At 31.3% G+C, this 22,251-nt stretch carries 22 protein-coding genes, 1 other RNA gene and 1 pseudogene; 14 read left to right on the top strand and 10 right to left on the bottom strand.

The window, feature by feature from the left end; all coding sequences use genetic code 11:
* Positions 1 to 10: 10 nt before the first annotated feature.
* On the bottom strand, positions 11 to 229 hold the full coding sequence (locus ABID96_RS11755) for a hypothetical protein (RefSeq protein ID WP_087999449.1): 219 nt from the start codon (positions 227 to 229) through the stop codon (positions 11 to 13).
* 173 nt (positions 230 to 402) lie between these two features.
* Here ABID96_RS11755 and ABID96_RS11750 point away from each other — a divergent pair, with 173 nt between their 5' ends.
* Both ABID96_RS11750 and ABID96_RS11745 read left to right on the top strand, forming a co-directional pair.
* Positions 403 to 1,317, top strand: coding sequence for a Gfo/Idh/MocA family protein (locus ABID96_RS11750; RefSeq protein WP_192602211.1), 915 nt, complete (start codon positions 403 to 405; stop codon positions 1,315 to 1,317).
* A 190-nt stretch (positions 1,318 to 1,507) separates the two neighbouring features.
* Positions 1,508 to 3,448 (top strand): ATP-dependent DNA helicase, encoded by a 1,941-nt coding sequence (locus ABID96_RS11745; protein WP_192602210.1) that lies wholly within the window; start codon positions 1,508 to 1,510, stop codon positions 3,446 to 3,448.
* Positions 3,449 to 3,469: 21 nt separating this feature from the next.
* Here the strand turns inward: ABID96_RS11745 and ABID96_RS11740 are convergent, their stop codons facing one another.
* On the bottom strand, positions 3,470 to 4,090 hold the full coding sequence (locus ABID96_RS11740) for an NAD(P)-dependent oxidoreductase (protein ID WP_192602209.1): 621 nt from the start codon (positions 4,088 to 4,090) through the stop codon (positions 3,470 to 3,472).
* Positions 4,091 to 4,223: 133 nt separating this feature from the next.
* On the opposite strand from ABID96_RS11740, the gene ABID96_RS11735 reads away from it, so the two are divergent.
* The 4 genes from ABID96_RS11735 to ABID96_RS11720 all read left to right on the top strand — a co-directional run bounded on the left by ABID96_RS11735 (position 4,224) and on the right by ABID96_RS11720 (position 8,408).
* The gene (locus tag ABID96_RS11735; RefSeq protein ID WP_192602208.1) at positions 4,224 to 5,738 is read left to right on the top strand and encodes a carboxypeptidase M32; all 1,515 of its coding nucleotides are present in this window, start codon (positions 4,224 to 4,226) and stop codon (positions 5,736 to 5,738) included.
* A gap of 171 nt (positions 5,739 to 5,909) precedes the next feature.
* Positions 5,910 to 6,461: a dihydrofolate reductase family protein gene (locus tag ABID96_RS11730; RefSeq protein ID WP_192602207.1), complete on the top strand. Its 552-nt coding sequence runs from the start codon at positions 5,910 to 5,912 to the stop codon at positions 6,459 to 6,461.
* Positions 6,462 to 6,789: 328 nt separating this feature from the next.
* On the top strand, positions 6,790 to 7,731 hold the full coding sequence (locus ABID96_RS11725; RefSeq protein WP_192602206.1) for a S8 family peptidase: 942 nt from the start codon (positions 6,790 to 6,792) through the stop codon (positions 7,729 to 7,731).
* A gap of 191 nt (positions 7,732 to 7,922) precedes the next feature.
* On the top strand, positions 7,923 to 8,408 hold the full coding sequence (locus ABID96_RS11720; RefSeq protein ID WP_192602205.1) for a cysteine hydrolase family protein: 486 nt from the start codon (positions 7,923 to 7,925) through the stop codon (positions 8,406 to 8,408).
* Between the two features lie 239 nt (positions 8,409 to 8,647).
* Here the strand turns inward: ABID96_RS11720 and ABID96_RS11715 are convergent, their stop codons facing one another.
* The 4 genes from ABID96_RS11715 to ABID96_RS11700 form a co-directional block, all read right to left on the bottom strand.
* Positions 8,648 to 8,860, bottom strand: a complete 213-nt coding sequence (locus ABID96_RS11715; protein WP_192602204.1) for a hypothetical protein — start codon at positions 8,858 to 8,860, stop codon at positions 8,648 to 8,650.
* Positions 8,861 to 9,430: 570 nt separating this feature from the next.
* Complete coding sequence (locus tag ABID96_RS11710; RefSeq protein ID WP_377896874.1) at positions 9,431 to 9,955, bottom strand: SRPBCC family protein; 525 nt, start codon at positions 9,953 to 9,955, stop codon at positions 9,431 to 9,433.
* A 52-nt stretch (positions 9,956 to 10,007) separates the two neighbouring features.
* On the bottom strand, positions 10,008 to 10,484 hold the full coding sequence (locus tag ABID96_RS11705) for an SRPBCC family protein (RefSeq protein WP_192602202.1): 477 nt from the start codon (positions 10,482 to 10,484) through the stop codon (positions 10,008 to 10,010).
* A 92-nt stretch (positions 10,485 to 10,576) separates the two neighbouring features.
* A complete protein-coding gene (locus tag ABID96_RS11700) occupies positions 10,577 to 10,888 on the bottom strand; it encodes an ArsR/SmtB family transcription factor (RefSeq protein ID WP_192602201.1) in 312 nt (103 codons plus the stop codon).
* A 279-nt stretch (positions 10,889 to 11,167) separates the two neighbouring features.
* On the opposite strand from ABID96_RS11700, the pseudogene ABID96_RS11695 reads away from it, so the two are divergent.
* Positions 11,168 to 12,635, top strand: a pseudogene (locus ABID96_RS11695) (carboxypeptidase M32).
* 30 nt (positions 12,636 to 12,665) lie between these two features.
* Here the strand turns inward: ABID96_RS11695 and ABID96_RS11690 are convergent.
* The gene (locus ABID96_RS11690; protein WP_192602200.1) at positions 12,666 to 12,860 is read right to left on the bottom strand and encodes a hypothetical protein; all 195 of its coding nucleotides are present in this window, start codon (positions 12,858 to 12,860) and stop codon (positions 12,666 to 12,668) included.
* Between the two features lie 49 nt (positions 12,861 to 12,909).
* Between ABID96_RS11690 and ABID96_RS11685 the strand changes: the two genes are divergently transcribed.
* The 5 genes from ABID96_RS11685 (at position 12,910) to ssrS (ending at position 19,479) form a co-directional block, all read left to right on the top strand.
* Positions 12,910 to 14,001, top strand: a complete 1,092-nt coding sequence (locus tag ABID96_RS11685; protein WP_192602199.1) for a type III polyketide synthase — start codon at positions 12,910 to 12,912, stop codon at positions 13,999 to 14,001.
* Positions 14,001 to 14,504 (top strand): isoprenylcysteine carboxyl methyltransferase family protein, encoded by a 504-nt coding sequence (locus ABID96_RS11680; protein ID WP_377896872.1) that lies wholly within the window; start codon positions 14,001 to 14,003, stop codon positions 14,502 to 14,504. Before ABID96_RS11685 ends, ABID96_RS11680 begins: the two co-directional genes overlap by 1 nt.
* A 286-nt stretch (positions 14,505 to 14,790) precedes the next feature.
* The gene (locus ABID96_RS11675) at positions 14,791 to 18,390 is read left to right on the top strand and encodes a dynamin family protein (protein WP_192602197.1); all 3,600 of its coding nucleotides are present in this window, start codon (positions 14,791 to 14,793) and stop codon (positions 18,388 to 18,390) included.
* A 19-nt stretch (positions 18,391 to 18,409) separates the two neighbouring features.
* Complete coding sequence (locus ABID96_RS11670; RefSeq protein WP_377896871.1) at positions 18,410 to 19,249, top strand: sulfurtransferase; 840 nt, start codon at positions 18,410 to 18,412, stop codon at positions 19,247 to 19,249.
* Between the two features lie 48 nt (positions 19,250 to 19,297).
* Positions 19,298 to 19,479: non-coding RNA, 6S RNA (gene ssrS / locus ABID96_RS11665), on the top strand.
* A 6-nt stretch (positions 19,480 to 19,485) separates the two neighbouring features.
* On the opposite strand, the gene ABID96_RS11660 is transcribed toward ssrS, so the two are convergent.
* Entirely contained in the window at positions 19,486 to 20,424 is a 939-nt protein-coding gene (locus tag ABID96_RS11660) for a DMT family transporter (protein ID WP_192602196.1), read from the bottom strand.
* A 15-nt stretch (positions 20,425 to 20,439) separates the two neighbouring features.
* Positions 20,440 to 20,820 (bottom strand): reverse transcriptase-like protein, encoded by a 381-nt coding sequence (locus ABID96_RS11655; protein ID WP_087999467.1) that lies wholly within the window; start codon positions 20,818 to 20,820, stop codon positions 20,440 to 20,442.
* 194 nt (positions 20,821 to 21,014) lie between these two features.
* Between ABID96_RS11655 and ABID96_RS11650 the strand changes: the two genes are divergently transcribed.
* Together ABID96_RS11650 and ABID96_RS11645 are read left to right on the top strand one after the other, a co-directional pair.
* Complete coding sequence (locus ABID96_RS11650; RefSeq protein ID WP_192602195.1) at positions 21,015 to 21,671, top strand: reverse transcriptase-like protein; 657 nt, start codon at positions 21,015 to 21,017, stop codon at positions 21,669 to 21,671.
* Positions 21,672 to 21,684: 13 nt separating this feature from the next.
* The gene (locus ABID96_RS11645) at positions 21,685 to 21,861 is read left to right on the top strand and encodes a zinc-finger domain-containing protein (protein ID WP_192602194.1); all 177 of its coding nucleotides are present in this window, start codon (positions 21,685 to 21,687) and stop codon (positions 21,859 to 21,861) included.
* A 38-nt stretch (positions 21,862 to 21,899) separates the two neighbouring features.
* Here ABID96_RS11645 and ABID96_RS11640 read toward each other — a convergent pair whose 3' ends face one another.
* On the bottom strand, positions 21,900 to 22,145 hold the full coding sequence (locus tag ABID96_RS11640) for a DUF2564 family protein (protein WP_087999470.1): 246 nt from the start codon (positions 22,143 to 22,145) through the stop codon (positions 21,900 to 21,902).
* Between the last annotated feature and the right edge of the window lie 106 nt (positions 22,146 to 22,251).

Genomic DNA, 22,251 nt, shown 5'->3' with positions numbered 1-22,251 from the left:
GAATGTAATTTTATAAATTGATTGATGGAACGATTCTAAAACCATGATTTTTTTCAAGAAGATGAGCTACATGCCAATTTGTTTCCGCAGTACTTTTATAGCTGGTTACCATGTCATGGAATTCATCACTAGTAAAGTGATTCTCATGTTGTAGTAAATAAAGATCCCTTACTACACTTAAATCATCATTTGTGTCAAAATTCGATTGAATCAATGAATACAAATACAATCAATCATCTCCTATACAATATTATTTGTTGGACATATTTAATAGTTTTCCCAACATCACCTAGTTCATTTCTAATTTTTATGTAGGTTATGAGAGTTTATCTAAACAGTATTAAGATAATTTTGTTAAAATGACATTAAGTGAAATGAAAAATGTTTAAAGGGATGAGATATATGAAGAAACCACGCATTGGTATGGTCGGCTTAGGGAATATTGCTCAAAAAGCGTATTTGCCGATACTAGCGAAAGAAACAAACTGGAGATTTGAAGGTGCTTTTTCACCAAGTGAGGATAAGCGCAAATCGATTTGTTCACAATATCGTATTCAAGATTTTAGTAGTCTACAAACACTTGCTGATCAATGTGATGCAGTATTTGTTCATAGCTCAACTAGCACACATTTTGAGATCGTTTCTTTCCTATTAACTTTAGGGAAAGAAGTATATGTTGATAAGCCATTAGCTGCTAATATTGAAGAATCTGAAAAATTAGTGGAGTTAGCGATCAAACATGATCGAAAATTAATGGTAGGATTTAATAGAAGGTTCGCACCTATGTATGTAGCTGCAAAAGAGCAAGCAAAGAATATTGCTTCAATCCGTTTTGAAAAGCATAGAATGGATAGCATCGGTCCTAATTCATATGAATTCACGATGTTAGATGATTATCTTCATTTAGTAGATACTGCTAGGTGGTTAGCAAATGGAGATTTGAATGTTATTGATTCCACAATAAATGTAAATAATGAAAACAATCTTATTTACGCTGGTCATTTATTTAAATCTGAATTAAATGTTCCGATTTTTACTGAGATGCATCGTAAAGCTGGTACAAATTTAGAAAAATTAGAATTAGTAACAGAAGGGGCTATTATTCGTGTAAAGAACATGAATACAATGGAGACTGAATCAAATAACCAACTTTCGATTTCAACTGCTCTTTCATGGGATACTACTTTAAAGCAAAGAGGCTTTGAAGATTGTATTAATCATTTTATTGACTGTGTTCAAAATGACCAAAAACCTGAAATTGATGGAGAAGAAGGATTAAAGTCTCAAATCCTGTTAAATCAATTATTAGAAACTTGAATTTAAAATTGAAAACAAAAAATTAGCTCTTTCTTTATATTTAGAGAGTATTATTGTACTTTTAGTAAATATTTTGTATGATAGCCATTAGAGACTATTTTTTAACATCAATGTAACAACAAATAAATTAGTGAATGTAAAGTTCTCATAGAGAACTTTTTTCTTTTTAATTAACATTTTGGGGGTAGCAATGAGTACAACATCAAAATTACCTTTTGAGGTAGGGAAGCAAGATTCATTTATAGACAAGCTTGGAGAATGGATTGGAGATGTTTTTTACGATCTATTACCAGATGCTGGTTATGAATTAAGAGATGAACAAATTTTTATGGCGTATCAAGTCGAACGTGCTTTTAAAGAAAAGAAGGTTATTTTTGCTGAAGCAGGTGTTGGAACAGGTAAAACATTTGTTTATTTACTATACTGCTTATGCTATGCAAGATATACTGGGAAGCCTGCAATTATCGCGTGTGCAGATGAATCTTTAATTGAACAGCTTGTTAAAAAAAATGGTGATATTGAAAAATTATCTAATGCTTTAAATTTAGCAATTGATGTTCGATTAGCAAAATCAACAACGAATTATTTATGTCTGAAGAAGCTAGATATTCAGCGAACTGAAGATGAGACATCAGATCAAGTATTGGCAGTGTACGATAACTTACCAAGTTTTGTTAACGATTATGGTACATTACAAACATTTACGCCATATGGAGATAGAACTGAATATAAAGAGTTAACTGATGAAGAGTGGGACACGATTTCTTATGACTATTTCCAAGATTGTTCAACATGTGATCAAAGGCACCGTTGTGGACAAACTCTTTCAAGAGAACACTATCGTAAAGCAACTGATTTAATTGTATGTTCTCAAGAGTTTTATATGGAACATATTTGGACTGTCGATTCAAGAAAACGTGAAGGTCAGTTACCACTACTACCAAATCCTAGCTGTGTCGTATTTGACGAAGGACATTTACTAGAGTTTGCTAGTCAAAAATCATTAACATACAGATTACAACAAGAAACCTTAAATACGTTTCTTTCATTCTTAATGCAATCTGGTACGAGAGAGAGCTTCCAAGAATTATTGGAAGATACTTTGGAAACATATGATCAATTCTTTTACGAATTGGATAATAACAGTGTAGAAGTTGAAGGATCTAAACGTTATCAATTGAACATGAACAATCAATTATTGTCATTAGCAAAACGACTAAAAGCTCAAATCAGCAAAATCGGAGATGAATTAGTTTTTGAAAGTGAAATGTATACAATTGATGAGTATCAATTAAATATTGTTGATGAACATTTAGATGATGTAGAGCGTTGTTTGAATTTATTTATAAATGAATCATCTGCAATACAATGGATTGAATATAATCAAAATGAGTTAACGCTTGTTATTATGCCAAAAGCTGTTAATGAGTTATTACAAGAGAAAGTATTCCAACAAAAAATGCCAATTCTATTCTCATCAGCGACACTTTCACAAAATAGTTCGTTTGAATATATCGCAAATAGTTTAGGTATTAAAGATTATTTATCTTTTTCTGTTAATTCTCCATTTGATTATGAAGAACAAATGAAAATTGAATTAAATAGAATTGACCAAAATGAAACAGATCAGAAAAACCGTACCATTATTGAAGCTTTAAAAAATAATAACGGTAGCTCTTTAGTCTTGTTTAATTCTTCAAAAGAGATGAAACAATTCAAGACATTAATCGAACATGAAAATTTACAATTCCCTCTTTATTTTGAGGGGGAGGAAGAAATTAGCTCGATCGTTCAAAAGTTCCAAGAAAATCAGACAGCTTCACTATGTGCAGTTCATCTGTGGGAAGGACTAGATATTCAAGGGGAATCATTAAGCCAGGTAATTATCCATTCATTACCATTCCCGCCAAATGATCCAGTGTTCCAATCAAAACGACAAAATACAGCTAACCCATATACAGAAATCGATGAACCATATATGCTACTTAGATTACGACAAGGGATCGGTCGACTAATTCGTAGTCATGAAGATCGTGGTAAAATTATTCTATTTTTAGAAAATGATTTACAAAAAGAGACTTATGATAAAGTTTTAAAAAGTTTACCAATAGAGCCAATAATAAAAAGCTAGCAATCGCTAGCTTTTTTTGTATTAATAACAAATACCAACCCTATACTGAATAAATTTTTCTTCAAAAAACTCCTTCACGACGAAGTGAGCCGTATCACCTGTTGAAATACTTTTTCCATCTGCTGGTAAGAAATTTTCACTAACTCTATAGTTTTTGGTAGTAGGACCATCGGGTAAATACGTTGGACAAACAATTGTCCAATTCAGTCTACTTCCATTTAATAAATGAAATACTTTTTCATGATCGCTAGCTGCGGTTTTTGACTTTCGTTTTGATTCAGAACTTAAATATCGTAGAGTATTTGGTTCAACTCTAGATTGTAAAATTCCTGCTGTACCGATTGTAACAATACGCTGAATATGAAATTCTTCAAGAAGCGGAACAAGTATTTGCATTGATTTTGATAGGGTTTCATTTTCGTTAGTATTTAACGCTGAAATAACGCCATCAATTCCTTCAATAGATTTTCTTAAATCCTCTGATTGTAATACATCACCTTGAAATATATTCAGTAATGGATGTTGAATTGTAAGTTTTTGTTGATCTCTTACCAATACTGTTACTTCATAATTCTCTTCTAATAATAAATCAAGGATTTGTTTTCCGACTCTTCCAGTTGCACCTAATAATAAAATTCTCATACGAACACCTCACCTAAAACACATTGTACTATAAATGAATTACAAATGTCCTAGATAAAAATTGGAAGAATTTAGTCATAAATATGATAGAATGATAGTGAAAATATCAAGTTCATTGAAAAGAGGGAGAAAAATGGAATTACATTTAGTACAAGAAGAGTTTACTGACTATTTAAAGAAAATTGAAAATTATAATGAAGCCATTAATGTTATGTATTGGGATTTACGTACAGGCGCACCAAAAAATGGAGCAGAGCAGCGCTCAAATGTAATTAGTCAACTTTCTTCAGAAGTATTTGAGATGACGACTTCAGAAAAAATGGAACAATATTTGACACGTCTTGAAAGTGAAATTGGTACAGGACGTTTAAGTGAAATTTTAGAGAAATCAGTTAAAGAATGCAGAAAAGAATATGATTTAAACTGTAAAATTCCAAAAAATGAATATGCAGAATATGTTAAATTATGTGCTTTAAGTGAATCAGCATGGGAAGAAGCGAAAGATTCGGGGGATTTCTTAACATTTCAGCCATATTTAGAGAAGATAGTTGAAATGAAAAAGAAATTTATAGAGTACTGGGGTTATACAGACAAAAAGTATGATACATTACTTAACTTTTATGAGCCTGGAATGACGACGAAAAAGCTTGATGAAGTATTTAGTAAAGTACGAGAAAGTCTAGTGCCACTAGTTTCAAAAATTTCAAATTCTGGTGTTTCACTTCAAAGAGATGAATTATTTCAACCAATTTCTAAAGATATCCAAAAAGAAGTTAGTGAAAACGTATTACGTAAATTAGGATATAATTTTCAATCAGGACGGTTGGACGAAACAGTACACCCGTTTCAAATTACATTAAACCCAGGTGATGTACGAGTTACTACAAAATACATTGAAGATAATTTTATGAGTGCTTTATTTGGTACGATTCATGAATGTGGCCACGCACTTTATGAACAAAATCTATCAGCTAATTTAATTGGAACACCATTATGTTCTGGGGCATCAATGGGAATCCATGAATCACAATCACTATTTTTTGAAAATATGATTGGAAGAAGTTTAGAATTTTGGGAAACGCAATATGAAGAATTAAAAGCGCAAACAGGTGATTTCTTTAAAGATTTGACTGTTGAAGAGTTCTATCAAGCAATCAACCATAGTGAACCATCTTATATTAGAATTGAAGCAGATGAATGTACATACCCACTTCATATAATGGTTCGATATGAAATTGAAAAAGAACTTTTTGATGGTGATTTACAAGTTAAAGATTTACCAAAGGTTTGGAATGAAAAAATGGAGAAATACTTAGGGATCGTTCCTGCTAATAATCGTGAAGGAGTACTTCAAGATGTGCATTGGTCTGGTGGTGACTTCGGATATTTCCCATCATATGCGCTAGGAGCAATGTATGCTGCCCAATTTAAACATAAAATGAAACAAGATTTACCAAATTATGAACAACTTCTAAAAAGTGGTGAACTGCACCAAATCGTAAATTGGCTTACCTTACATATTCATCAATATGGAAAATTGAAAAAACCATCAGAATTACTAATCGATATAACAGGTGAAGATTTAAACGTGAAATACTTTATTGATTACCTGGAAGAGAAATATTCTAAGCTTTATAAATTAGTATAATCGTAATCAGATTTTGAATGAAAAAGAGTCGATCCTAGATCGGCTCTTTTTTTACGAAGACCATAATAGCGTATTATTAGTAGAATACTTAACCAAAAAGCGAATAATTTTGGATTGAAATCCATTAAATGTAGTAATTAAGTAATTCAATTTTTGGAGGGTGAGTCTATAATGGCTGAATTAATTTACCATGTTGCTGTATCAATAGATAATTTTATATCAGACAAGGGTATGCTTGAAGGTGATATACAAAATTCTCTCTTTTTATTTGAAGGAGAACATGTACCTGATTTTTTAGCAGATATAAAACAATATGATGCTGTATTAATGGGGACAAAAACATATGAGTTTGGATTTCAATTTGGAGCGAAACCAGGAGAACCTGGCTATAAAGGCTTAAAGCATTATATTTTCTCAAATTCATTACAGTTTGAATCAAATGAAGAGGTAGAATTAGTAAAAGGAAACGCGATTTCTTTTATTGAAAATCTAAAACAACAAAAAAGCGGTAAATTGTGGCTATGTGGTGGAGGAGAATTGGCCGGTTCGTTGCTGAAACATAAACTGATTGATCAATTGGTACTTAAAATTAATCCAATAATTGTCGGAGAGGGTACATCATTATTTGGTCATGAAAAGTCAACTCTTACATTAGATTTAAAAGAAATGAAACTTTATCCAAACGGAGTGATGAAGTGTACTTACAATATTCAATATGTTTAGGAAAATCTATTATTTCGTTTGAACTCAAGTCTACTAATTGTCGTTTCGCATAAATTACATGGGGCTGTTAGTTAGTCCCTTTTTTATATTATTTTTCATTTAGTTATAAATGGTAAACATACTGATACAAAAGTGATAAATGGGTTTTACAAATGATAGGACAATAATCATTACCACTAAAAAGACTCTATGATAAAAGAGTCATTTGTTATGAAAAGGGTAATAAGATCGCGAATTTAAAAGGGAAATATTGGATGAGAAGAGAATATAAGAATAAACCTCAAAGAATATGATCCTTATGTAAAAACCCAAAAAGGAGTGGATAAGCATGTCCAAGTTTAGGTTAATTCCTTACAAATTGGAAGAAGTTAAAGGGCGTACTAAAGAAATACCTGTTGGTGTCCGTTTAATCGAAGCTGAATCTATCTGGGAAAAAGGGTTTCAAGGAGAAGAAGTGGTTGTTGCAGTGATTGATACTGGCTGTCAAACAGACCACTCAGATTTACAGGACCGTATTATTGGCGGGTATAACTTTACCGAAGACTATGGCGGAGATCCGAACGTATTTTTAGACAATAATGGTCATGGGACACATGTATGCGGTACAATTGGTGCCACTCAAAATGGACAAGGTGTAGTTGGCGTTGCACCAAAAGTAAAGCTACTCGTTTTGAAAGTACTAAATGGTCGAGGGGAAGGTAGTGTAGAAGCTGTAACCCAGGCGATTGAATATGCAACAACTTGGAAAGGCTGTAACGGAGAATCTGTTCGAGTAATTTCAATGTCATTGGGAAGTCCAGAAGATGATTTTGGTTTACATGAAGCAATTCAAAAAGCAGTAGAGCAAAACATTGTAGTCGTATGCGCAGCGGGTAATGAAGGTGATGGCAGCGGAGAAACTAGTGAATATAGCTATCCTGGTGCTTACCAAGAAGTGGTTGAAGTAGGGTCAGTCAATCTTCAAAAGCGTTTATCCTATTTTAGTAATACAAATGACGAGGTTGATTTAGTAGCACCAGGGGAAAAAATTCTTTCCACGTATCCAAGAAATCAATATGCTTCTCTCTCCGGGACATCTATGGCAACACCGCATGTATCTGGAGCAATTGCTTTATTGATTCATCAATATGAAGCTGAAAATAATGAGCGAATTACTGAATCAGAAATTTATGATTTATTAATTTCTCATACAATTTCCCTAGGATACTCTAAATTAGAAGAAGGAAATGGATTATTACAGCTAGGTATTAATGTTCCTGCTAAAAATTAAATGAAAATTTAATAGATAAATATAGGTCCCGATCGCTATTGCGATTGGGGCTTTTTTAATTTCTAATCGAATTGTTCTATATAAAATGTCAATTTAATTTAGAAAAAATTAAAGGTTTTCTTTTAAAGATAAGGAATATATTTCCTAAAGAGGTTTTTAAGCTAAATCTAAGATTTAATAGGGGGAAAACAATGAAAATAGGCTTTTTAATTATAGACATGCAAAAAAATTTACTAAATGATCAAAAAGAAGTGATGAATGTTGATGGCGCTTGTGAATACATTAATTATGTTGCAGAGAAGATTCGTGAAAAAAATAATGTAGTTATACATATTCAAGACGTTGAGGGCGCAAGTGATCTTCATGATGATTCCATATCAATAATTCCAGAAATTAAAGTAGAGCAAGAAGATATTTTTATTCAGAAAGTACATTCTAATGCATTTTGGGAAACAGAATTGGAACAGGTGTTACGTGACCAAGGAATTAACTTAGTGATTATTGCAGGATTTGCTGCAGAGCATTGTGTACTTTTCACTTATAATGGAGCAATGGAAAGAGGTTTTAAACCAGTCATATTACAAAATGGTATTTTAAGTACTAAGAGTGATGTGATTACACAAACATATCGTGATCGTAATATTATTTCATATTCAGCGATTCCGTTTATTGGCTAATCATAAGTTGAATAGTAATAAAAAAGACCATTAAGGTCTTTTTTTTTATTTCCGGAAAGCTGAGATCACAAAAGAGTATAATAACAAGAAATAGATAATCATACAGCTGACGTAAAACTTGCATATAGGATTTGAATGAAACGAGAATCCTAACACCTGATTTTGAAGTAATTAATAAATCAGTGGCATAACTTAATCTGTCAATTCGCCCATGACAGCTAAAGATTGTAAGATATTAGTCATGACTGTTCACCTTCACCAATATACGATAGGAATTCTTTTAAACGCTGTATATGTTCATGACCATATTTCGCATCATCTAATAGAATTGTTTGTAGATCCAAATCTTGAGCAATTTCACTCATTGTTGCTAATTTAGTAAGGCATAGACTATTGACATTAATTAATTCATGTAATTCTAAATTTTCATGAAGCCCTAAAGTTCTTTTCATTTTTGTCCTCCTAATATAAACATCCACACTATCTTCTGTTTTTACGATTCTTCTTATTCACTCATTTCCTAAATGCTTTTCAATATTTTTGAATCCAAATTAGAGCATAACAAACCATGCGAATGGTGATATTACATATACGCGAGCTTTAAAAAAGGTGCGTAACACAACAGAAAGGGTGTCATTCCACGAGGCAATGGAAGCTCATGAAATCATTAATTTAAAAACTATTAGTTTACTAAAATTTTAAATTGATGGAGTTTTTTTGTTTTTCAGAAACAACCGGTGGTTAAGCAGGCGTTCAGGTTGAATAAATGAGGAGTACCATTTGAAAACTTTACACAGTTTAAGCTTCCAGAATTCTGTGAAGTAGAGGTCGAAAAATTGGTTTTACTTGCAAATGCTGATCAACGGCTTACTGGTGTGGTGATATCGCAGGTGTAAAACAGGTGATTAGCGATAAAAAAATCTTCAGTATAAACAAAAATTACAAAAAAAGAACCATTTCCAAAAGGAAGTGGTCCCAGATTGTAGATATAGTACTAATAAAACTAAGTGGTTATTTTGATTTTATAATGAAACTTTTGCTAAATATTCTTCCAGTTGTTTGAATGTGCCACCGAAACCTTGCTTCATTGACTCATGTCCAGCCTCGTACGACTTTATTTCTTCTTCAGTTGCATTTATTGGGTAACCTCTTAATGTAAGAGTGGTCTTACCATCATTCTCTTCAAGCGTTAAAGTGTTATGAACCTCTAAAGGCCATGGCCCCATTTGAGGAAACGGTGAATTAGTAATATTACCATCTTTATCAGAGAACGAATTTACAAATACAATTTTTTCAGGTTTTACGATTTCACCGTATACAAAAAGTCCCCACATTTCAAATCCTTCAGGTGAACTCATGCTATAGTGAAATTTTCCACCTGGTCTGAAATCTAGTGATTCAACTTTAAGCTCTAGACCCGTAGGGCCCCACCAGTTTCTTAAATGATCTTTTTCAGACCAAACTTTAAAAACTAATTCACGAGGTGCATCTAACACACGCGTAATCACAAGTTCATTTTTTTCTACTTTAAATTGGTTTTTATTCATCATTAATTCCTCCTAAAATTTTATTAAAATGACGTAAGCTAGTATTTTTTTTTTATAATTTTGATATATGGCTTGCAAGGCGATCTAAAGTCTGTTTGCCACCTTCAATTGCACCAAATTGAATGACATTATTGCGCTCTTCGGTTGAAGCAAATAAAGAACACATAGTAAGTAAGGTTTTGCCTTCTTTTTCCACAAATGAAACTGTTACTTCAAATGACCCAGGATCATTTTCCTCGCCTGAACCGTGTTTATAAACAAGTTTTTCCGGTTTTACAACCTCTATATATTGAATTTGATTTGGATAATCAACTCCATCAGGACCATGCATGATAAAAGTCCAAGTTCCTCCTGGTCTTACATCCATTTCATGTGTTGTGATTGTAAATCCATTAGGTCCCCACCATTTCCCGATATGATTTGGATCAGTAAAAGCGCTAAATACTAGATCTCTTGGGGCATCAAACTCGCGATTAATTGTAATTTGTCTGTCTTCTAAATTTAATTGTCCATCAGTTACATGACTCATCTTTTTCCTCCTTTAATAGTTAAAACTAAACATCCTTTCTAATAGTTTGATATTAAAAGCGCTAGTATCAAAATTGCTGCAAATAAATACCGTTATTTACCTTGTAACTTTTTTAAATATTCATCCAATCGATCCAACTTTTCTTCCCAAACGTGACGAAAGGTTTCAATCCACGAATCCATCTCTTTAAGCGGTTGAGGTCTAAGTTTATAAATTCTTCGATTGGCAATTGGTTGAACTTCTACAAGACCAGCTTCACTAAGAACGCGGAGATGTTTAGAAACTTGAGGTTGCTTAAGATCCAACTTTTCAGCTATTTCTCCAACTGAAAGTGGTCCGTCACGTAATAGTTCAACAATCTGTAATCTTTTTGGTTCTGCAAGTGCGATCAAAGTCGAATTCATATTTGAAATATACCTCATGAGGAATATTCCTGTCAAGGAATATTAAAAAAGATTTAATTTGTAAAATATGTAGGTGAAATGATTCGAAGCTTGTGAGGGATTTCTTAGAAGAAAACGGATTACTAATCCTAGTATGTTCTATATATAAATTGAGTATCCAGATCATAATTTAAAGAAAACTACATCATTTTTGTCGATATTTCTTCCAATTGAGTAATCGTTTTTTATGTTACTATTTATTTGACTGAATTATTTGAAAATGTAAAGGTGGGTGTTTTTATGAGTTTGAAAGAGTATGAAGCTTCGTTTTTGGCTTATGTTAAGAAAATATTAAACATGCAAGAAGCAATTAGTGTTCTTTATTGGGATCTTAGAACCGGTGCACCTAAAAACGCAGTTCGTCAACGTTCAAATGTTATTAGTCAACTATCATCAGATGTTTTTAAAATGAGTACATCAAAAGAAATGGAACATTATTTAATTACACTAGAGGAAGCGATCCAAGCTGGAAAGTGTACTTTAGAAGTTGAGAAAACAGTTGAGTTCTTGAGAAGAGAATTTGATCATAATACAAAAATACCTGTTGAAGAATATGAAGCATATGTAAAATGCCAAGCAGAATCTGAGAGTGTATGGGCAGAAGCAAAAACAGAAAATAACTTTTCAAAATTCGAACCATATTTAACAGAAATAATTGAGTATAAACGAAAGTTTGTAGAGTATTTAGGTTATGATGATTCAAAGTACGATACATATTTGAAACAATATGAACCAGGTATGTCATGAAAGAGAAGAAATGAAAGCAAATGTATCAAAACAAAAGCAAAGAGAAATTTGTGAAGATTTTTTAACTACACTTGGTTACGATTTTAACTCTGGTCGTTTAGATGAAACATCACATCCTTTTGCTACAAATATAAACCTTGGTGATGTTCGGGTAACGACAAAATATCATGAGGATTATTTTGCTAAAGCGCTATTTAGTACAATTCATGAATGTGGTCATGCATTGTATGAGCAAAACATTTCAAAAAGCTTAGAAGGATTACCGATTGCCCAAGGTGCTTCGCTAGGAATTCACGAATCTCAATCACTTTTATATGAAAAAATGATTGGACAAAGCTTTGAATTTTGGAAGGGTAATTATTCTAAACTTACGAAACAATTAAATGGAGTGTTAGATGATGTAAGTCTAGAGGATTTCTACAAAGCGATTAATCACAGTAAACCATCATATATTCGGATTGAAGCTGATGAATTAACATACCCACTTCATATTATGTTACGTTATGAAATTGAAAAGGACTTATTAGATGGGCTAATCCAAGTGAAGGATTTACCAACAATTTGGAATAAAAAAATGGAAGAATATCTTGGAATCATCCCGCCTACAAATCGTGAAGGTGTTTTACAAGACGTTCATTGGTCTATGGGACTCTTTGGATATTTTCCAACTTATGCCCTAGGTGCAATGTATGCAGCACAAATAAAAGCAACAATGGAAAAAGATTTACCAACTGTAAATGAATTAATAGAATCTAATGATTTTCATTCGATACTGAATTGGTTAAAAATAAATATTCATCAATATGGAGCAACAAAAACACCTCAAGAACTATTAAAAGATGTAACTGGTGAAGAATTAAATGTTCAATACTATATTGAATACCTTGAGAACAAATACGCAAATTTATATGAATTATCTTTTTCCGAGCAGAATATGGAATCAGAAGCAAGTCTTTCTTAAAATGTTTTGCATGAATTTGTAGCCGGATAGTTATTTAGTTAGTAAATAACGCTTATCATCCTGCCAATAATAAATTGGAAATAATTGATCACTGAATGAAAAGATCAAATCAGTTATACTTAATTTGCACAACATAGAAATAAAAACTCCTTTGAAACGTTTAGACAATTCAGGTGGTATTCGTTCATTAAAATGGATGAATCCTTGAATTGTTTTTTTTTGCATAAAATTTCCTTATATTACAAAAGGTAAGAAGTAGAAAGGATGGTAAATTATGCCTTTAATCTTATCTGTTGGAACAGCTGTTCCTGAACATAAAATAAATCAAGAAAACATTGTCCCATTTGTTAGAGAATTATTTTTAAGCAAATACCCATCAATCGACAGACTTTTATCTGTATTTCAAAATGGAGAAATTCAGTCGAGATATCTTTCTAAAGAATTGTCATGGTATGGCGAGACTCACAGTTTTGAAGAAAAGAACCAAATGTATGTTGAGACAGCAATTCAACTTTCTTTAGATGCATTAAAAGATTGTTTGGATAATAAAGAGTTTTTATCTACAGAGATTTCAATTGATGAAATTGATGGGATCATTTTTGTTTCGTCTACTGGAATATCTACTCCTACAATTGATGCACATATTGCGAATATCTTACCATTCAAATCAACAATTAAGAGAATACCAATTTGGGGATTAGGGTGTGCTGGTGGAGCAAGCGGAATAGCTCGAGCTTTTGACTATTGTAAAGCACATCCTGAGTCTAATATTTTACTAATCGCAGTAGAACTTTGTAGTTTAACATTTCAAAAAGACGATTTATCCAAAAGCAATATTATCGGAACATCTCTTTTTGCAGATGGCGCAGCAACGGTATTGGTAATTGGTGATGAAAGCAAATTGAAGGAACGAACAATTCACGCTGCACTTCCAAATATTGAGCAAACACATTCAACTCTGATGCCAAACTCATTAGATGTTATGGGATGGGATGTTCGGAATGAAGGACTTTTTGTTATTTTTTCAAGAGATATTCCATCAATTATAAAAAATTGGTTAGAGCCAGTCGTAACAAATTTTTTAAGTGTAAATAATATATTATTGAATGACGTATCACATTTTATTGCACATCCTGGTGGTAAAAAAGTATTGGATGCCTATGTCGATTCACTTGAAATTGATGAATCAAAGACAAGGATTTCGCTGGATATATTAAAAAAATATGGAAATATGTCTTCCTGTACTGTTCTGTTTGTTTTAAAAGAATATATGAAATTAGGAAAGAAAAACGAACATGGTTTATTATGCGCATTAGGTCCTGGATTTAGCTCAGAACTCTCACTTTTGAAATGGGTTGAATGCTAATGTTAAAGATATTATTTGTGTTTATCATTTTTCAAAGATTAGCAGAAGTGTTTATTGCGAAAAAAAATGAAAAGAAATTAAAAAAACGCGGTGCAATTGAATTTGGAAAAGAGCATTATAAATATTTTATTATATTACATAGCACATTTTTCATCTCAATAATAATAGAGAATACTTTTCTACAAGTTATAGAAATCGGATTTTTACCATCTATATTCATTATTTTCATTATTCTTCAGTTAGCAAGAGTATGGGTAATTTCTACTTTGGGAGAACGATGGAATACAAAGATTATTGTATTACCATCAGAAAAGTTAGTGAAAAAGGGCTTATATAAATATATTAAGCATCCAAATTATCTGATTGTCACAATGGAATTGATCATCATACCATTACTTTTTCATGCTTATATTACAGCGGTTATTTTTTCAATCTGTAATTTCATGCTTTTAAAAGTAAGAATAAAGGAAGAAAATAAAGCGCTATTATATTCAGTTAAATAAACCATTGACATCAATCTTTTATTTGTTATTATTAATATAGAATGAAAATCATTATCAACTTCGAAAGGTGTTGGGCGTCAATGGTTATTGGATTTGTGTCTGCAACTATTCTTTTATATTTTGGCTTAACTAAATATGTGCTAAAACAAGTTCAAAACTAGGTGATGTTACCTAGTTTTTTTATTTTTAATGAAATAGCCTATACATTCTTCTTCCCAATTAATATATATACAGATAAAATAATTTTAGGGTTTATTTGAGTTTGATATGAAATGGGGAAATCACGTTGCAAAATACTAAGGTTAACAGAGGGGATTTAATAAATAAGGTTTCTTCAGGAATCGAATTATTAACGAATCAAGAAAATTCGAAGGAATTATTCCAATTAAAAAAGTTAGCTTACAAAATACAAAATAAAGAAAGTTATTATGTTTTTTGTGGACATTTTTCAGCTGGTAAGTCTTCATTGTTAAATGATTTATTACAAGTTGAAAAGCTTCCTACAAGCCCAATTCCAACAAGTGCAAACGTCGTAAAATTGAAAAACGGTCAGAATGATTTATTAATTACGTTAAAAAATGGTGACATGTATCAAATTGAAGATGAAATTGAAGTTGAAGATTTAAAGAAGCTTGCTAAAGATAGCTCTTCAATTATTGAATTAGAATGGAGCCAAGAATCATTTAAGATTCCTGAAGGAGTTGTATTAATTGATACACCAGGAATTGATTCGACAGATGTAGACCACTTAGATGCAACTAATTCTGTCATTCATTTAGCAGATTGTATTTTTTATTTAATGGATTATCAACACGTCCATTCAAAAACAAATATTGATTTTATTCATTCATTAATTGAAAAAAATGATCGAGTTTGTTTAGTCATTACTTGCATTGATAAGCATGATGAAACTGAATTAACCTTCGAAGCATTTAAGGATGGCGTCATTAGCAATTTAAAGAAACAAGGTTTAGAAAAATTAACGATTTTTTATTTATCGACGAGAGACAAATCAGTACAAAATAATGAATATCAATCTTTTATAGGTTTTCTGAACAATTTATATAAACAACAAGAAACCATGCAAATTGAGCATGATTCTTCAAGTTTTAAAACCATAATGAAAGAACAAATGCAACATCTTGAAAATGAACAAATCGAATTGGATGAAAATTTTCCACTATATAAGGAAGAGTACAATGAGATATTGACTGAAATATCTGTATTAAACAATGTAAAAGTTCAATTTGAAGAAGATTGTTCACAAACAACTCAACAAGTATTAACTAATTCAAACATTACACCCTTTGAAATGAGGGACTTAGCTTCAAACTATCTTGAATCAGAAATTGCTTTACTAAATAAAGGTTTTTTTCAATCACGAAAAAAACTTGAAATGGCTTCAGATAATGCAAAACAACAATTTATTAGTAAAGTGAAAGAGCTTACAGAAAAACAAATTGAATATTTTATTAAAGAAGCCGCTAAATCTGCGGTAAATCGTATTGAAGAGATTAACATTGATTTGAGTCAACATGATCATATTCTAGAGCCTAACATTTCTGAAATGACGCTATGCCCAAAACCGACTCAATTAATTAATATTAGTGGCAACTACCTATTACAATATACGAAAGAAGTCAGTGACGGAATTAAAGCGGTCTATCGTAAAGCGATTAATGAATTTATTCAATCAGTGATAATAGAACTATTAAGTCTAAGCGAAAAACGTTTAAAGGAACTAAATATAAAGAAAGATGAGATGGGTCAAAAAGTTAGAGAATTAGAAACAATTGATTTGAAGAATCATCAACTCATCCAATCTATTCAAGATATAAGAGAGATTTTAGAACATAATCAAGTTCTATCGGGTAATATAACAAATATTTTACCAATTCGTATGTCTGTAAGTGAATTAATCAAAAAAGATATATTAAAAGATGAGACTCAGTTCGTAGTGGAAAATGATGAGAGAACTAATACAGATCAAATTGATGCTGTTAAATATTCAAATGAAGAAATTCAATCAAAATATGAAGTTGCCGATCTTTTACTTAGTAAGCTTGCTGAAAATAAATATATAAAAAGTAAAATTGATGTTTTAATCGAAAAAAGAAATCAGATTAAATCAAATGAATATACAATTGCATTATTCGGTGCATTTAGCTCTGGTAAAACGTCATACATTAATACTTTATTGGGGAATCGAGTACTACCGGTATCTCCGCATCCAACAACAGCAGCAATATGTAAAATAAAAAAGTCAACAGTAGATTCAGCTAATAAGACGGCAGAAGTTACGTATAAATCATTTGAAACATTACAGGAAGAGTTTCTTGATTTTTTCAAAAAATGGGGAATTGACAGTAATGGTAAAGAATGGATTCAAACGCTAAAAGTTGTTATTACACAACAGAAAGAAAAAGTTCCAACGGATGCACTCATCTATGCAGAAAGCGTTTGTCATAATTATGAGGAAATGAGTCATTTATTAGGTACGACACAAACATATCAAATAGATGAATACGTTCGCGTGATTAGTGAAGAAGTTAGAGCTTGTTTTGTAAAAGAGAGTACTGTTTATTATGATTGTGAATTAACACTAAATGGAATTGTATTAGTTGATACACCTGGCGGAAACAGTATCCACTCACGTCATACGGAGCTTGCTTTTGATTACTTGAAAAAAGCTGATTTAATTTTATATGTAGCCCATTACCAACACGCATTTACAAGACAAGACGAATCATTCTTAATGCAGATTGGGCGAATGAGAGAAAGCTTTGATAGCGATAAAGTATATTTTGTATTAAATGCGTCTGATTTAGCGAAGGATGCAGAAGAAATTACAATCGTGCAAAACTTCTTTATTAATCAGCTAACGAAGCTAGGGGTTCGTTTCCCATCAGTATTTCCAGTATCAAGTATGCTTCAAATGAAAGGCTACAACACTTCACCAATTGGTTTGGATCTTGAAGGAAATTACAGAAAACTGAATGATAAAATTCAAAACTATTTCCAATATGAAATTGCGAATGAAGTGTTTAAAACCTTTATAAACGATCTGTTGGTGATTGAGAAGATTCTAATTGATACGATCAAACGTATTGAAAGAATAAAGGTTGAAAAGGATCAATTTTTATCTGAACTTAACACAATTCGAAATCAAGTTCACACAATCAATAAAAATACTCTTCCATCTTCATTACCAAGGTCATTTGAGAAGGAAAATGAACAATTATTATTTTTCATCGAAAAGCGTATTGAATATCGTATGAGAGATTTATTCCCGTATTTCTTTAATCCAAGCATTTTCAATCATTCAACGAAAAATAGTAAGCAATTAGTTATTACAAAAATTCGTGAATTTATCTATGAAGTTCTAGAAGAAATTATGAAAGAATTGAGAATTACAGGTTATCGTTTAGAGAAGTTCTTAATGAATGAAATCAACAGTACTCAGAATCGTTTAATTGAAGAAATTCATTCTGTTCAAACAGAATTTATTGTACAAAAAAATGAGGTGCCTGATTTAAAAACGATTCAGCTTGATAAGCCAGATCAATTCTTTGATGTGAACAGCTTTGAAAATTTAAAGTCTTACTATAAAAATCCAAAAAGCTTTTTTGTTGAAAATATGAAAGAAAATATGATTGATGAGTGTATTTCCCAATTAAAAACACCATTAAAAACCTACCTTACAAGCATGGAGCAAATTTTTATCAATCATTATAATGGTCAATATGTTGATACACTTACATCTTTATTTAATAAATGTGAGCAGCAAGTTGAAAGTGATATTGAACAATCAATTGAAGCTACAAATAACTTAGATGAAAATGTTGTCCAAGAAGATGTTTTAAAATTGTTTAAAAATCTGATCTAAATAAAGGTGGCCAAATACATTGAAATATTTTATTGATACGAATCTGGCAAATACATTACGATTACATCCAAATGTTGTTTTTTTAGATTGTCGATTTCAATTAGCTGATTCAAGCTATGGCTACAAAGCATATGTGAAAAATCATATTCCTCATGCTAGATTTGTTGATTTGAAAAATGATTTATCAAGTGAAGTCCAAAAACATGGTGGAAGACATCCTTTACCTGACGTAAATGACTTTAGTGAATTATTAGGTAAATTAGGAATAGATCAAAATACAATTGTGATTTGTTATGATGACGGATTCTTAGATAACGCAGCTAGATGTTGGTTTTTATGTCGCCTAGTTGGACATCAATTTACATTTGTATTAAATGGTGGGTATAAAGAATGGATCGAAAATGGATTTGAAGTGACAGAAGAAATTGCTAATGTCACACCAAAGAAATTTGAGGCGAATATAAACGATCATATGGTTAGTTTCATTTCTGATGTGAAAGAAAAGCAATTTAATGATAACGTAAACTTAATCGATTCAAGAGAATATATTCGCTATAAAGGTGAGGTTGAACCAATTGATCGGATTGCCGGCCATATTCCAGGTGCAAAGCATTCATTTTGGAAAGATGTTATAAATGAAAAAAATGGACGAATCAAATCAAAAGAAGAGTTACAGAATCATTATAAACATTTTTCAAAAGACAAAGAAACAATTGTATACTGTGGTTCAGGCGTGACTGGTTGTGTAAATTATTTAGGTTTAATTGAAGCCGAATATCCAAATGTAAAGCTCTATGCAGGCAGTTTTAGTGATTGGATTTCATACGAAGAAAATGTCGTGAATAAGGTCGATTTATAAGTTGCAAAATAATAAAGTATAGTATAGAATAAGGATACAAATTAATTAACAACCCTGCTGTGTGCGTTGTCAGTTTATGTCTTAAACCAATGAGAGTAGACAGGAAGACCGATATTTAAGTAACAACATCGTGCCTATTTTAGGAGGATGAAAGTTACTTGTGAGGACATCCACCTTAGAGTTTCGGTTTACTTAGACATAAAAGGAATAACGGCATTTGCGGGAAAAAAAACCATTCACATTTTGTGAATGGTTTTTTCATCTTTATATTGTTCGTGTTTATGTTTTTTCAATTTTAGCTGTGTTAAAATAATTGAAGCCAAAATGAGGATACAACCTATTAAGCCGATCTCTGTTAGTCTCTCGCCACCATAATAATATCCTGCAATTGCAGCAAAGACTGGTTCAGTTGCGAGTATTATACCAACTTCTGTTGCACTGATTGTTCTTTGAGCAAACATTTGAATAAAAAAGGCAAGTGCTGTACAAAACAGTGCAGTAAACAAAATCGAGAAAATAAAGAATTTATTAGTCCATAACTCTTGGTTAAATATAACTTGCCAATCTTCAAATACTAATGCAAATGTCCAAGAGGCAAGCCCTACAAACGCAATCTGTATTGTAGTTAATTTTAGTGAATTATAACTTGGAGCATAAATGGTAGAATAAATAATATGAAGTGCAAATGCAATGGCGCTAAAGAATGTAATAAAATCACCAAAATTAAAATGAGAAGTATTATTTGTAATCGTAATAAAGAGTAAGCCACATAAAGCGATAACAGCTCTAATTGTTTCAGGCATTGTTGGTTTTTTATTATATTTAAAAAACAGAAGAAGTGGTACGACTACTACACTAATGCCTACGATAAAGCCAGCATTAGAGATCGTCGTATGTTGTAAACCATAAGTTTGAAAAACATAACCGAGGAACAAAAATAATCCTATTAATATACCTGGAAAAACATATCCAGCTTTTTCATGAAATCTTTTGTCTCTTTTTCTTTCAGATAAAGTTTGTACAAAAAATAGAATAATTGCAGCAACAATAAAACGGATTGCATTAAATGTAAATGGTTGTACAATAGTAAGAGATTCTTTGACAATAAAAAAGGAAGAGCCCCAAAAGAAGGAAACAATTAATAATGAGGTAAAAGCAATCATTTTATTTTTCATAAAAAACATCCCTTTTTATTTAATGGCTTTACGAGCAAGCTCATCAGCAACTTTATTTAAATTTGATGGAATCCATTTAATGAAGAACAGATCGAGCTGATTAATTAACAGTAGCGATTTTTCTAATAAGGGAATAAATATTTCATTCTTTGAATATTCCTTATCAATACTCTGTTCAACAATTTTAGAGTCAGTTCGAAAGGAAACCATTGTAAGATCATTTTTAACACAATATTCAAGTGCAATCAGTAATGCATGGAATTCAGCTTCATGATTTGACATTGATTCTAATGGAATACTTAAAAAGACAGGTTCTTTTATCCCTTTAATGAAAACGCCTGCCCCAGATGGACCAGGATTTCCTTTGGAAGCCCCGTCAATATAGACTTCAATCATAGTTAACCTCCGAAGTTTTATATCATCATTTTAGTATATATTCAAAAAAATGAAAACTTAAAACGATTTAAGAAAAAAAGATAGTTCAAATTATCTAATATTTACGATACTTTTTTATTATAAATATATATAAATTCAGTCGTTTTAGAGAAGTAATAATGAATATAGACTACTCTCTAAGAAAGGTGAGTAAAATGAAACTTAAGATTATTTGGAAGTATATAACGAAAAAAAAATATCAAATTACATTAGCTACGGACTGGTTGGAAACAAAAGAGGCACTATTATTGGCAGAAGACTTCGAGAGTACTGGTCGTACGAAAGAAATTATTTTTTTAGATCAATTTGACTCACAATGGACAAAGAAACAAGTTATTAAATATTTAAAAGAATTAGAAGATGAACCTCATGATATCGTCATTTATTTTGATGGAGGATTTGATATTGCAACAGGAATTTCAGGAGTAGGAGTCAGCTTATATTTTCAACAAAATGGGAAGAATTTCCGGAAACGATTTAATGAAAAATTAACTGGTTTATCAACAAATAATGAAGCTGAATTTGCTGCATTAGAAAATGCAATATTCTTATTAGAAGAAATGAATATTACGGGACAACTGATTTCTGTAAAAGGAGATTCTCAAGTGGTCATGAATCAAATCAGTGGTGACTGGCCTTGTTATGAAGAACAGCACGAGAGATTTATCAACCGAATTGAGAAAAAATGTAAACAGAATAAATTGACCTTGCAGTTTGAATTATTAAAGAGAAATGATAATAAAGAAGCACATAATCTTGCAACTAGTGCTTTAAAAGGGAATAAAATAGAAAGTACGATTGAAGTCACTTGAAGAGGTGAAATTGATGGAACGAAAAATAATCTTAGAAGAAATTGATAGTTTATTAAAAAATTATTGTGAAGGTTGTTTTGTTTATAAAACTTTCCGTAAAGAACATAGTCAAAAATTTGCTCAATCCTTTTGTATTCAGAATTGTACAGTTGGAGAAAAAATAAAGAATATCGGCAAACAACTAACATAAAAAGAAGGTACAGTTTCTGTACCTTCTTTTTTAATTGATTAAATTTGTGCTTCTCTAAGTTGTTGTTCAACTTGAGTTAATTCTTCTTCTTGTCTGATTAAAAATTCTTCATCTAAATCAGTTGCAAGAGACTTCATTTTCTCAAGTTGACTTCTTGCTTGAGTAATCGCATCTGTAGCGTCTGTTAATTGTTGTTGATCCATACTCATTGTTGCATATCCAACTAATTTTTGTGCAGCTTTCACTTTCATTTCAACTTGTTCAAAATTATTAAAATCTGACATATAATACCTCCTTATTTCACTTCGTATTATTCCCAAAACATGAGAGATTCATTTATATATGAAGTAGAATTTTCTGTTATCAAATAAGCTAAATAAAGTAGAAATT

The organism is Gottfriedia sp. OAE603 (assembly GCF_040543965.1).
GTDB lineage: Bacteria > Bacillota > Bacilli > Bacillales > Bacillaceae_G > Gottfriedia > Gottfriedia solisilvae.
The sequence above is the reverse complement of the archived record's forward strand: the minus strand, read 5'-3'. Positions and strand labels throughout refer to the sequence as shown.

Coding starts and splice junctions, on each gene's coding strand:
- ABID96_RS11730 (WP_192602207.1), top strand. CDS start 5,910: ATGGCTGAATTAATTTACCATGTTGCTGTATCAATAGATAATTTTATA.
- ABID96_RS11725 (WP_192602206.1), top strand. CDS start 6,790: ATGTCCAAGTTTAGGTTAATTCCTTACAAATTGGAAGAAGTTAAAGGG.
- ABID96_RS11700 (WP_192602201.1), bottom strand. CDS start 10,888: ATGAATTCGACTTTGATCGCACTTGCAGAACCAAAAAGATTACAGATT.
- ABID96_RS11750 (WP_192602211.1), top strand. CDS start 403: ATGAAGAAACCACGCATTGGTATGGTCGGCTTAGGGAATATTGCTCAA.
- ABID96_RS11655 (WP_087999467.1), bottom strand. CDS start 20,820: ATGATTGAAGTCTATATTGACGGGGCTTCCAAAGGAAATCCTGGTCCA.
- ABID96_RS11705 (WP_192602202.1), bottom strand. CDS start 10,484: ATGAGTCATGTAACTGATGGACAATTAAATTTAGAAGACAGACAAATT.
- ABID96_RS11745 (WP_192602210.1), top strand. CDS start 1,508: ATGAGTACAACATCAAAATTACCTTTTGAGGTAGGGAAGCAAGATTCA.
- ABID96_RS11690 (WP_192602200.1), bottom strand. CDS start 12,860: ATGCAAAAAAAAACAATTCAAGGATTCATCCATTTTAATGAACGAATA.
- ABID96_RS11715 (WP_192602204.1), bottom strand. CDS start 8,860: ATGAAAAGAACTTTAGGGCTTCATGAAAATTTAGAATTACATGAATTA.
- ABID96_RS11680 (WP_377896872.1), top strand. CDS start 14,001: ATGTTAAAGATATTATTTGTGTTTATCATTTTTCAAAGATTAGCAGAA.
- ABID96_RS11640 (WP_087999470.1), bottom strand. CDS start 22,145: ATGTCAGATTTTAATAATTTTGAACAAGTTGAAATGAAAGTGAAAGCT.
- ABID96_RS11660 (WP_192602196.1), bottom strand. CDS start 20,424: ATGAAAAATAAAATGATTGCTTTTACCTCATTATTAATTGTTTCCTTC.
- ABID96_RS11720 (WP_192602205.1), top strand. CDS start 7,923: ATGAAAATAGGCTTTTTAATTATAGACATGCAAAAAAATTTACTAAAT.
- ABID96_RS11735 (WP_192602208.1), top strand. CDS start 4,224: ATGGAATTACATTTAGTACAAGAAGAGTTTACTGACTATTTAAAGAAA.
- ABID96_RS11645 (WP_192602194.1), top strand. CDS start 21,685: ATGGAACGAAAAATAATCTTAGAAGAAATTGATAGTTTATTAAAAAAT.
- ABID96_RS11685 (WP_192602199.1), top strand. CDS start 12,910: ATGCCTTTAATCTTATCTGTTGGAACAGCTGTTCCTGAACATAAAATA.
- ABID96_RS11650 (WP_192602195.1), top strand. CDS start 21,015: ATGAAACTTAAGATTATTTGGAAGTATATAACGAAAAAAAAATATCAA.
- ABID96_RS11710 (WP_377896874.1), bottom strand. CDS start 9,955: ATGAATAAAAACCAATTTAAAGTAGAAAAAAATGAACTTGTGATTACG.
- ABID96_RS11740 (WP_192602209.1), bottom strand. CDS start 4,090: ATGAGAATTTTATTATTAGGTGCAACTGGAAGAGTCGGAAAACAAATC.